This window comes from Aliikangiella litoralis (assembly GCF_052495765.1).
The window spans coordinates 2,240,301-2,252,500 of the sequence record NZ_CP199292.1 but is presented as its reverse complement, the minus strand read 5'-3'; the positions used below and the strand labels follow the sequence as shown (position 1 = coordinate 2,252,500).

9 protein-coding genes (1 of these 9 only partly in view) are annotated in these 12,200 nt (G+C 35.5%); 3 read left to right on the top strand and 6 right to left on the bottom strand.

Annotation, left to right across the window (positions count from 1 at the left end):
• A protein-coding gene (locus ACT5E3_RS09335) for a sulfite oxidase heme-binding subunit YedZ (RefSeq protein ID WP_444998039.1) crosses the window boundary here: on the bottom strand, positions 1-17 show its 5' end (the start). Its footprint begins 580 nt before the window's first position; the window shows 17 of its 597 coding nt (coding positions 1-17); its start codon is at positions 15-17; the stop codon falls past the left edge of the window.
• A 14-nt stretch (positions 18-31) separates the two neighbouring features.
• Positions 32-988, bottom strand: coding sequence for a protein-methionine-sulfoxide reductase catalytic subunit MsrP (msrP, locus tag ACT5E3_RS09330; protein WP_444998038.1), 957 nt, complete (start codon positions 986-988; stop codon positions 32-34).
• Positions 989-1,387: 399 nt separating this feature from the next.
• Between msrP and ACT5E3_RS09325 the strand changes: the two genes are divergently transcribed.
• Both ACT5E3_RS09325 and ACT5E3_RS09320 read left to right on the top strand, forming a co-directional pair.
• Positions 1,388-1,663: a DUF3579 domain-containing protein gene (locus ACT5E3_RS09325; RefSeq protein ID WP_444998037.1), complete on the top strand. Its 276-nt coding sequence runs from the start codon at positions 1,388-1,390 to the stop codon at positions 1,661-1,663.
• A gap of 95 nt (positions 1,664-1,758) precedes the next feature.
• A complete protein-coding gene (locus ACT5E3_RS09320; RefSeq protein ID WP_444998036.1) occupies positions 1,759-2,217 on the top strand; it encodes a DUF4124 domain-containing protein in 459 nt (152 codons plus the stop codon).
• Between the two features lie 75 nt (positions 2,218-2,292).
• Here ACT5E3_RS09320 and ACT5E3_RS09315 read toward each other — a convergent pair whose 3' ends face one another.
• Entirely contained in the window at positions 2,293-2,544 is a 252-nt protein-coding gene (locus ACT5E3_RS09315; RefSeq protein WP_444998035.1) for a glutaredoxin family protein, read from the bottom strand.
• A gap of 31 nt (positions 2,545-2,575) precedes the next feature.
• Positions 2,576-4,744, bottom strand: coding sequence for a bifunctional 23S rRNA (guanine(2069)-N(7))-methyltransferase RlmK/23S rRNA (guanine(2445)-N(2))-methyltransferase RlmL (gene rlmKL, locus ACT5E3_RS09310; protein ID WP_444998034.1), 2,169 nt, complete (start codon positions 4,742-4,744; stop codon positions 2,576-2,578).
• A 308-nt stretch (positions 4,745-5,052) separates the two neighbouring features.
• On the opposite strand from rlmKL, the gene ACT5E3_RS09305 reads away from it, so the two are divergent.
• The gene (locus ACT5E3_RS09305; protein ID WP_444998033.1) at positions 5,053-8,226 is read left to right on the top strand and encodes a YfiR/HmsC family protein; all 3,174 of its coding nucleotides are present in this window, start codon (positions 5,053-5,055) and stop codon (positions 8,224-8,226) included.
• Positions 8,227-8,257: 31 nt separating this feature from the next.
• Here the strand turns inward: ACT5E3_RS09305 and pyrD are convergent, their stop codons facing one another.
• Positions 8,258-9,277, bottom strand: a complete 1,020-nt coding sequence (gene pyrD / locus ACT5E3_RS09300) for a quinone-dependent dihydroorotate dehydrogenase (RefSeq protein ID WP_444998032.1) — start codon at positions 9,275-9,277, stop codon at positions 8,258-8,260.
• Between the two features lie 158 nt (positions 9,278-9,435).
• Positions 9,436-12,105 (bottom strand): type I DNA topoisomerase, encoded by a 2,670-nt coding sequence (gene topA, locus ACT5E3_RS09295; RefSeq protein WP_444998031.1) that lies wholly within the window; start codon positions 12,103-12,105, stop codon positions 9,436-9,438.
• Positions 12,106-12,200 lie beyond the last annotated feature (95 nt).

Sequence of the window (12,200 nt, the reverse complement as noted above, 5' to 3'; positions counted from 1 at the left end):
ACTTTGGTTTTCATCATATAAAAATTCAAATCTAAAAATATTTAGTTAGATCGAGTCCTTTGTATAAATGAGCAACTTCATTTCCGTAACCGTTAAACATCTGTGTAGGTATCTTTTTCACACCTAAAAATGATTCGTTTGTAATTCGACGTTCTGTGGCTTGACTCCAACGCGGGTGATCTACTTTTGGATTAACATTGGCATAGAACCCATATTCATTAGGTAATCGCTTGTTCCATGTTGATATTGGCTGTTTTTCAGTGAACTTTATGGAAACGATTGATTTAATACTTTTAAACCCATACTTCCATGGTAATACCAGTCTTAAAGGGGCACCATTCTGACCAGGTAATTTCTTGCCATAGACTCCCGTGGCAATAAAGGCTAAAGGATTAAGTGCTTCTTGCATAGTAACTCCTTCAGTATATGGCCACGGTAGTGAGTACATCCCGAAAGTACCTCGTTTTTGGCCAGGAAATACTTTTGGATCTCTTAATGTTTTAAATTCAACATATCTAGCTTTAGATGTGGGTTGCACATGCTTAATTAACTGACTCAATTGAAAACCAGTCCAGGGAACCACCATTGACCAAGCCTCTACACAGCGAAGTCTGTATATTCTTTCTTCTTGCTCAACCCACTTTAAGATGTTTTCTAATGTAAAACGACCCGCTTTTTCAACTTCACCACTTATTTCCACTTGCCAATCATTACCAGGTTGAAAAGATTTAGCCATTTTAGCTGGTTTCTGCTTATCTGTTGAAAATTCGTAAAAATTATTATGATGTGTTACTACAAACTCACTGCTTAACTGGTCTTTTAAATCATGGCCTGAATAGTCAGGGGCTGATTGCGCCCATACCCCTTGACTTCCAGTAGCGCCTGCATAAACGGCCCCTATAGAAAGCTGTTTAATAAAATTTCTTCTATTCCAAAAAACTTGTTCGGGAGTTACAGAAGACTCTTTTTCATCACCACAATACGCCATGTTAAACATACCTATTTTTAGAATTCGAAGAATAAGCTAATTTAGCTTGTACTACTATTTTGACTCAACCAGTCTATAGTTGTTACAAACTAACAGCATTAAAGCCCACATCTAACATAAATTTAAGTGTTCGCTCAGCATAAAACAACATCAAAAGCACTTAATAGCGTTTTTAATGTCGCGTTAACAAAAAATAGCGAAGCGTCTTTTATTTGCTACACTTAGCTAAAGCGCTAAATGGCCAGTCAGTTGAATCGGTTACTTTAAAAGATTCAGGCTAAGTATTAGTAGGTAATTTTGTCTCTGAGATGTCTTATTGATCTAGGTCTATTGACAATCAAATGTAATCTGGCATCATGCCGCGCGACTTAATACAAAAGTAAAGAGAAGTATTAGCATATGAGCCAAATCGAATTTACCCGCTTAATTTTAAAAGGCATTACTCTTGAAGGTAGTAAGTTTCGACCAAGTGATTGGGCAGAAAGGCTATGTGGCAACCTTTGCACTTTTAGAAACCGCAGAATGTATTATTCGCCTCTATTGAGACCCGCAGTGATCGAAGGTATTAAATGTGTTATTGTTGATGCAAAGTTGAATGAAGAACATGCAAACTTGTTAAATGATGTCCTTCACTTCGCCCAAAAAAATAACTTGCAAACAGAAAAACAGCTATAAGCATCTCAAAATAAAACAATTTTCAATAAAATTCTTAACTTTTACCCCCATTTAAGTCTATATTAGCCATATTGGCTCAATAATAGGAATCATTCATGAAATTAAGTATGTTACTCTCATTGTTTATGTTGTCAGCCATTGCAGGATATTCAACGGCAGAATCAGCAGAACAGTACATTTATAAGTGGAAAGACTCACAAGGAATGGTTCATTACACTGAACGACGTCCAGATCCTGGAATAGCCTTTGAAAAAGTTAAAAAGCGTTCAGGTAAGGGTAATTCTGCAAACACTTCTGCATCAACGAGCAACAATGAGGAAACTGCGGAAAAGAAACCCAGTGAAGAACAAGAAAAGTATCAGTCTTGGCGTAAAGAAAATTGTAGAATTGCGACTCAAAACTTAGACGTTTTAAAAAATGCAGCTCGAATTTCGCAAGATGACGGCCAAGGCGGCAAACGTTTTATGACCGATGAAGAGAAGCAAAGTAAAATAAAACAAATGACAGAGCAAAGAGATAAATATTGTAAAGAAAGCGAAGAAGAGAAAAAGTAATGATTCCTACAATCATGTTCAGCAATTAAAAGGCAACTTTTTTGCTGAACTTTTTTATCTATCTTTTTCCAACCTTTAACTGTTTAACCACTGCTCTAACTCTTCAAGTTCAAAAGGCCAACCTAACTCACTTGTCTCCTTTGATAAAACAGGGATCCTGACTCCATACTTGTCGATTAAATCTGTGTTCTCTGAGATTTCAACCGGTACTAATCGAACACGAGATGAAATTGATGGTTTGTTTTCGATTAAATAATTAACCATTGCCTCGGCTTGCTCACATAAGTGGCAACCAGAAGTCGTAAATAACTGAATAATTTGCTGCATAATAAACTTCTATCTTAAATCATACGAATATTTAGGATTTGTTACTAATTAACCAACAACGATGTAAGCTCCTGCGAGAAAAATCGGGGGTTATTGTTTGTTTTGTGATTTCTTTCACTTCAACCTGCTCATCAGAAGAAACTAACATTTCAAACTTCTGGAAATTATTGGAAAAAATTAGTTGTCCATTTTTATTGAGTAGTTGAAGACATTGCTGAATTAATTTTGGGTGATCTGCTTGTATATCAAAATGGTTTTCCATTCGTTTAGAATTAGAAAATGTGGGAGGATCGAGAAAGATCAAATCAAAAGTCAACTTTTGCTCACAAGCCTCTTCAAGCCAAACCAAACAGTTTTCTCGAATAAATTCATGTTTTGAAATATTGATCTCATTTTTTATATAATTCTGCTTTGCCCATTCTAAGTAAGTACGTGACATATCAACATTGGTCGTTGAGCTTGCACCTGCCGTTGCAGCATAAACAGAAACACTGCCTGTATAGCAAAACAAATTTAAAAAAGATTTTCCGCTAACTTTCTTGGCAACCATTTCACGAGTTTGCCGATGATCAAGGAATAATCCAGTATCGAGATAATCATTAAGGTTAACAATGAACCGTCTTCCTCCTTCAGTAACAGTGAAGTTATTACTATTGCTTTGAGAAGTTTGGTTGTTAGCAACCTGATATTGCCAATCACCTTTTTGTTGACGTCTTTGCTTAACATAAACCTGGTTCCGAGGTATTGCAAAAACACCAGCAGCAACTCGTTCTATTTCTTTTAAGCGTCGAGTCGCCAATTTATCATCAACAGATTTAGGTGGGCGATATTCCTGAATGTGTAGTCGATTATCATACACATCTATTGCAGCATTATAATCGGGTAGATCAGCATCATATATTCGGTAACAACTAATATTTTCTTTCGCTAAATATTTTTTAAGTTTACTTCGATTTTTCTCTAAACGATGACATAATTGAATTGCTTGTGGTGTCAGTTTTTCCTTAAAGTCAGTTTCCACCTGACTTTCAGATACTCTCTCAATAAAATTATCACTCATCAATTCGAAATTGAGTAGCTCACAAGGAATACTAGCATTATTAAATTTGTATATTTTTTTGGCTCGAATACCTAGCGCATGACCGAAATCTTTATCTGGGGATAAAACAGATGCTTTCCAACCAATAAATCGCTCTTTTAATAAAAGTCCCAATTGGGCATATAATTGTTTCACTTGATTACGCTCACCTAACCTTTCGCTATAAGGCGGATTAACAATTAATATGCCACTATTGGGTAAGTCGAGCTGTTCAACTTGATCTAACCCACCTATGTGTATTTTTACCCTGTCTTCCAAACCAATTAGTGCAATATTCATTTGTGCATTACGCACAGCTTTAGGATTAATATCACTTCCTATAAAGCTCAAATTATGTTGCTCAAGTCCTTTTTCACGACGAAATTCAGCTTCTTCAATAATTTCACCCCAAAGCGTCTGATTAAACTGATTCCAACCAAATAAACCTAAGTATTCTCGTAACAAACCAGGTGCTATATCATAGGACATCATAGCCCCTTCAATTAAAAAGGTGCCTGAACCACACATCGGATCATAAAGTGAGTTTGTTTCTTTTAAAGTCCAACCAGCTCTCATTAAAAGTGCTGCAGCCAAATTCTCCTTAATAGGGGCTCCTCCACCTTTTAAGCGATACCCTCGTTTGTGTAGCCCTTGTCCAGCCAAATCAATCGATAAAGTCACCTGATTTCTCTTTATTCTGCAGTGAATGACCACATCGGGTTCATCGAATGTTACATCGGGGCGTGATTGCCCTGCTTCTCTGAAATAATCAACAATCGCATCTTTAACTCTTTGTGAAATAAACTGGGTGTGAGATAACTGAGAACGGAAACTCTGCGCATTAATAAGAAAACTCGCACTATCACTTAAATGTTGTGACCAATCAATAATCGAAGCATGTTGATAAAGCATATCATCATTAGTTGCTTCAAATGTTGCTATAGGGTAATGGATTCGACTTGCGATACGACTCCACATTAATACTCGGTATACCCCTTTCCAGTCAGTTTCAAATTTGACTTGTGATAAGCCTTCTTTGGGGTTTTCTACACCTAAAGCTTTCAATTCATCTACTAATAAATATTCAAGATCTTTTGCACATGTGGCAATGAAATGGGGCATTGAGTTACTCTATTTAAAATAGCCAATAAAAAAACAAGGTAATTATACGCTGACATTTGGTATAAAACACGAAGATCCCTTAAAAATACATAAATATCGCTAATATTCAAATACCTATGTACAAAAGAAACATGGTAGCTAAACGGTTTTTAATTGGTAAAAATCAGAAAAACAGCTAAAATTGGGTATTAGGAATCATGACGGAAGTCTCTCTCTTTAATAAACACTAAACCTCGATAGTTTAGTATTAAACACCACTTGGCTAGAGCCCATTTAAAGCCATTGAGCTTAACCGATATTAATAATATATGATGATAAATAAAATCCGATTAATAAAAAGCTATTTTCATCAGAGGTTTTCTCACTCATTAAAAAAAACTAACTCTTCGATTCTAACCCTTTTTCTATTAATAATATTTTCTGGTAATATTCATTCAAGACAAAGTATTCGGCCTACAGATTTTAAATCTACTTTTATATTTCATTTACTGGAAAACGTTGAATGGAAAGAAGAAAATTCATTTAAAACTTACCAAGTAGGAATTGTTGGTAACAACCAACAACTTTTGCAAAAACTTAGACAATCAGCAAAGTTAAATTTGGTTAATAACAAAAAGGTTGAAATTAAAAATGTTTCTAACCTTAATGAAATGAAAAAATTTCATTTATTGTTCATTACTAGCAATAAAGACCCAATACTACCTAATATATCAAGTGCGACCAGTCGAACAAATACTTTGCTCGTTACCGAAAACACATTCTATAAAACTAATACCATGATCAATTTGTTAGCCGATCAAGATCATGGCTATTTATTTGAAGTTAACAAAGCTAACTTAACTTTTGAACACCTCGATATTAATAATGATATCTTATTACTTGGCGGTACTGAAATGGATGTTGCCGAGCTATTTAAGAAATCAGAAGATCAATTAGCAATATTGAAAGAAGACTTAGAAAAGCAGCGCAAAGAACTAGCAAAATCCAAACACTTAATGTTGCTTTATCAAGAACAGTATAAAAACTCAGTCAATGAATCAGTACGAATAAAACAGCAAGTAAAAGAACAAGCGATATTACTACAAGAAAAAGAAAAAAAATTATCGGCAATAAAGTTAGAACTGAAAAGCGCTGAAAACTTGCTTAATTCAAACGAAGCTATTTTAGGTGAAAAGCTAGATGCTATTGCTAACAAAGAAAAACAAGTGACTAGCCTTTCAGATCTCATCAATAAAAACCAGCGAATATTAGAAGCTCAAAAAAAATCTATTGAAGATCAAAAATTAAAATTGGAAAGTCAAAAAAAGGCTTTAGAAAAACAAGTTTATCAAATAGAACAACAGCAACACTGGCTTATTCTTGGTTCATTTATTTTACTAATTATCAGTGTATTTTTAGCTGTTATTGTTCATTTAAATAAAGCGAGAAAAAAGACAAACTACGAGCTACTCAATAAGAACATTGCATTAAACGAAGCACAAAAAGCTCTGCTTATCGCTCGCGATCAAGCTCAAACAGCGAATGATGCAAAATCTTCTTTTTTAGCGAACATGAGTCATGAAATTAGAACTCCCATGAATGCAATTATTGGCATGTTGCATTTAACAAAAAAGACCAACCTTGACGATAAGCAAGGCGACTATATAAGAAAAATGGATAATGCTGCAAATTCACTTTTGGAGATCATTAACGATATTCTCGATTTTTCTAAAGTGGAAGCCGGCGAATTAAAAATGGAAAAAATTGAGTTTAGTTTGTCTAGAGTACTTGATAACCTGGCCAATTTAACAGGTTTAAAAATTCAAGAAAAAGGTCTCGAATTTATTTATGATATTGATCCAAATATTCCAGAAAAATTAATAGGTGATCCACTTCGCCTAAGCCAAGTACTTGTCAACCTCACTAATAATGCAATGAAATTTACTGAACAAGGTCATGTTAAAGTTAAAATTTCGACTAGTCATGTAGAAAACCACCAAATCAAATTACAATTTCAAGTTATTGATTCTGGCATAGGTATGACTAAAGAGATTTTGAATAGGCTTTTTAAACCATTTAGTCAAGCTGACACCTCAACCACCAGAAAATTTGGCGGCACTGGTTTGGGCTTAGCCATATGTAAACGTTTAGTTGAAAGTATGGGTGGCACAATTGCCGTTAGCAGTAGTCCCAAAAAAGGTAGTGTGTTTACCTTTAATACAACTTTTTCATTTGAAAGGTCTTTCAGCATTCTCGATAGAATGGAAAAGCATTTACCTCTTTCAAAACAACATATTATTACATTTATTAATAGTGAACAAAATAAAGATGCAATAGAATCAATACTTAATAGCTTTGGTTGTCCAACATCAAGCATAAATTCTCTGGAAAATTTTAACGCTCTTATAAAAAGCTCAAATGAGAAAAATTTATTATCAAACCACTTATTGATCGATTATAAAATAGCATGCCATTATAAAGATGAATTGTTACAACTCAAACGACAAGTCAAATTCAAGATCATTTTACTTTCGTCAGGTATTTTTGAACGTGATGAAAATTTTATTCAGACAATTAGTCCCGATATTATTATTAATAAACCGATTACACCGTCTTGTATGCTTGATGGATTAATGACTTTAAGTGGCCTAAAAAACTCAATTAGTATATCAAATAGACTGGCAAAATATTCAGAAAATGAAAAACTAAAAAAGCTTTCAAATAGTTTAAAAAATGCTGACATTCTTATTGTTGAAGATAATGAAATCAATCAAGAAGTTGCTAAAGAAATATTAACACAATCTGTTCATAGTATTACTTTAGCTAACAACGGGCTTGAAGCAGTGGAGTTAATATTAAAAAATCAATACGATTGTGTTTTAATGGATATTCAAATGCCTATCATGGATGGATATGAAGCAACAGACAATATTAGAAAAACATTTAATACAGAAGAACTTCCGATTGTTGCTATGACAGCTAATGCTTTAGGCGGAGATAAAGAAAAATGCTTAGCTGCAGGAATGAATGATTATATATCGAAACCAATAAGAGTCACAGAGTTACTTGAAACACTTAATCGATGGGTTAACCTAGGAGATCAGAAAACGGAGACTCAAACTATTCATGAAAACAGTTTTACTAAAAAGCTAGATGATAATCTCACTCTAATTGATCTCTCGAGTGGTATTGAGTTAATGGGAGGTGAAAGTGAATTTTATCAATTATTAGAGAAGTTTCAAAAGCAGCAATTTAACTTTATTGAGCGCTGCAAAAACTTATTACTTGAAAATGATTTATATTCCATTGGTGAAGAGGCACATAACCTTAAAGGCGTATCAGCAAACTTATTTATTAACCAGCTACCAACTTTAGCAGAAGAGTTAACTCAAGCTTGTCGTCAAAAAAAACTGGCGTCAGTCATTGAGCAGCTACCTCAATTAGAAAAAACGCTCCAATCAGTTCTTCACCAAATCCAACAACTACCTAGCAAAACGACCTAATCAGTTTTTTTCTAGATCAAATGAAAATATTTTAAACGCCTTCAGCTATTTTTTTGATTAAATTTGGCCCTTGGTAAATAAACCCAGAATAAACTTGTACCAATGAAGCGCCAGCATCTAGTTTTTCATTGGCTGTTGACAGACTGTCAATTCCGCCTACTCCAATAATAGGAAATGCCCCATTAACTTTTTCACTCAAGCGCTTTAAAACTTCTGTGCTTTTCGCAAAAACAGGCTTACCACTCAAGCCTCCTTGCTCATCAGCATACTTCAGTTTTTCTACCCCTTCTCTTGAAAACGTCGTATTGGTTGCGATAATACCGTCAACCTTATTTTTTATAAATGTTTCTGCTAAAACATCAATTTCTTGCTCATTTAAATCTGGTGCAATTTTAATCAAAACCGGAATTTTACGCCCAAAACTCTGCGTCAGCTCATGTTGCTTCGATTTAATAGCCACTAACAACTCTTCTAATGCCTCTCCGAACTGGAGTTGGCGCAAATTAGCGGTATTTGGTGAAGAAATGTTCACTGTAATATAGGAAGCATAAGGATAAATTTTTTGCATGCAAACCAAATAATCATCAACGGCATTTTCAACAGGGGTATCAAAGTTTTTTCCGATATTTATACCTAATATGCCAGTATAACTAGAGCTTTTTATATTACTAATCAGTTGGTCAACACCTTGGTTATTAAAACCAAAGCGATTGATGATGCCTTTTGCTTCAGGTAGCCGAAACAGCCTAGGTTTTGGATTACCAGGCTGAGGTCTTGGTGTTACAGTACCAACTTCAATGTGGCCAAATCCTAATGCAGCAAAAGCATCAATACAGGCCCCATTTTTATCTAATCCAGCAGCCAAACCTATTTTATTAGGGAACTGTATACCAAAAACTTCAACAGGATCGTTCACCATTGGTTGATGGATTAACCAACGAAAACTAGAAGCTTCTATTTTTTTAAGCCATTTTAATGTTAAATCGTGAGTCTTTTCAGCATCCATTCGAAACAAAATGAATCTGATAATAGGGTAGATAAGGTTAAACATAGACAAACAACAGGTTAACAATTTGCGCGCATTATAGCGCGAGTATTATTTCTTGTCGCGCTACATTTGAGGGATATTAAATAATGAAATAAGTAAATAAACAATCAAGGCAGCGAGCCCAATTAGTGGAGCAAGCTGCCTTAGTTAGCTCAACCAAGCTATTTCTTCTTTGTTGAAGTTTTCTTTTTAACCGTTTTTTTCAAGGTTTCTTTCCACTGATTATCAATATAATGAGCACTCCAACCAGTTGCTTTTCCCTCTTCTTCACTCATGACATACTGCTCTTTTGCTTTACGGCTAAAACGAAACATGGCCTTATTACCATCAGGATCTGCAACAGGCGCTGATTTTAAATATTCAAACTTAGGATCAAGCTGATCTTTAACCATCAATAACTCTTCAACCAACGGAGCCCGAGTTTCTCTATTTTTAGGAAATTGACTAGCCGCTAAAAAGATACCCGATGCACCATCACGTAATACGTAATGATCATCGACTTTCAAACATTTTAATTCAGGCATAGGGATTGGATCGGCCTTGGGCGGGGCTGCTTCACCGTTTCGTAGTAATTTACGAGTGTTCTTACACTCTTCATTTGTGCAACCAAAATATTTACCAAAGCGGCCCACTTTTAGCTGCATTTCGCTTGCGCACTTATCGCAATCAATAACAGGCCCATCATAGCCTTTAATTTTAAAGCTACCTTCTTCAATCAAATAACCTTTACAAGTCGGATTATTTCCACAGACATGTAATTTTTGTTGTTCATCAATTAAGTAGCTATCCATAGCAGAATCACACTGAGGGCAACGTTTCTTTAACAGTAAGTTACGACTTTCAGCTTCATCATCTTTATCAACAGCTTCAATTTCATCACCAGGGATCAAGTTCATTGTATGCTTACAACGCTCTTTGGGCGGAAGCGAAAAGCCACTACAGCCTAAAAATGTCCCCATCGATGAGTTTCTAATCATCATATTATTGGTTTCACATTTAGGACAAAGCATCTCCATTTCGACTGACTTTACATTATCCATTCCGCCATCTTCTGCGGGTAACTCGGCTTTCTTTAAACGCTCAGTTAAATCAGAATAAAAGTCAGATAATGTGTCTTTCCAAAATTGACTACCTTTAGCGATAACATCTAGCGTCTCTTCCATATTGGCGGTAAATGAATAATCCATCAAATTATTAAAGCTACCAGTTAATCGATCAGAAACTATCTCACCTATCTTAGTGGCATAAAAACGTCGACTTTTAACAATGACATAACCACGATCTTGAATAGTGGAAATAATTGAAGCATAAGTGGATGGCCTACCAATTCCACGTTTCTCTAGCTCTTTTACTAACGCAGCTTCACTGTATCGAGGTGCTGGTTTGGTAAAATGTTGTTTTGCATCAAGCGCTGACAATTTAAGCGCTTGGCCGACAACCACAGGCGGTAATAAAACATCATCATCATTTTTAGATTTCGGCGGCTGAACTTTAGTCCACCCATCAAACTTAACAACTCTTCCTTTGGCTGCTAATTTAAAATCACCACCTTTTACAATTAAACTAGTAACGTCATAAACCGCATCGGTCATTTGACAAGCAATAAATTGGCGCCAGATTAAGTTGTAGAGCTTAATAGCATCGTCATCAACATTTTTTAAATGTTTATCACGAGTGCCAGCATTAGTTGGTCTGATTGCTTCGTGAGCCTCTTGCGCACCTTCTTTGCTAGAATAACTCCTTGGTGTTTCATGCAAATAGGGGGTGCCATAATTTTCTTCAATAAATTTTCGGCACATCGACAGCGCATCAGCACTCAAGGTTGTAGAATCAGTACGCATGTATGTAATATAACCAGCTTCGTATAAACGCTGTGCCAGCATCATTGTTTTTTTAACATTAAAACCTAATCGTGTACTAGCAGCTTGCTGCAACGTAGAAGTAATATAAGGTGCGCTCGGACGACTTTTGGTTGGCTTAGACTCACAACTTTCAATAATGAGTGCTTGTTGCTTAAGCAAAGCCTGCATTTCATCACTTTGCTTTTTATTAACAGGACGGTATTTTTCCCCCTGATAACGCCGTACTTCCAGCTTAAGCTTGTCCTCTTGATTAGTAAGAGTATCTGCCCAAAGCGTCCAGTATTCATCAGGGATAAAAGCTCTTATTTCTCGTTCACGCTCAACAATTAATTTTACTGCTACAGATTGTACTCTACCAGCAGATAGCCCTCGTGAAACTTTTTTCCAGAGCAATGGTGAAACCATAAAACCAACAACTCTATCTAAAAATCGACGAGTTTGCTGAGCGTTCACATAATTCATATCTAACGTTGATGGCTTTGAAAAAGCTTCTTGGATGGCTTTTTTAGTGATTTCATTAAATACAACACGCTGATACTTGTCATCATCTCCACCAATTTCTTCTCGCAAGTGCCAGGCAATAGCCTCTCCCTCTCTATCCAAATCCGTTGCGAGAAATATTTTATCTGCTTTTTTGGCGTGTGTTTTTAATTCTTTAATAATTTTTTCTTTGCCAGGCAGTACTTCATAAGTAGCTGCCCAATCCTTCTCAGGATTAATACCCATACGTTTAAATAACGCATCTTTTGCAGCTTTAGCTTTGTGTTTTATTTTGGCTTCGGGAGATAATTTACGAGTTTCCGCAGCTTTTCGTGCTCGCTCTTTCGGATCAACCGGAGCGGATGCAACCCTAGTAGGAAGATCTCTGACATGGCCTACACTGGATTTAACAATAAACTCGTTTCCTAAATACTTATTTATCGTTTTTGCTTTTGCCGGTGACTCTACAATAACTAATGACTTACCCATTTGAAGTATTTAAATGTTCCTAAAGTTTAGTAATTAAATTTAACCTATCGATCGCTGTTAAGTTCAGCCATCCATTAATAGCATTACTAGTAAAA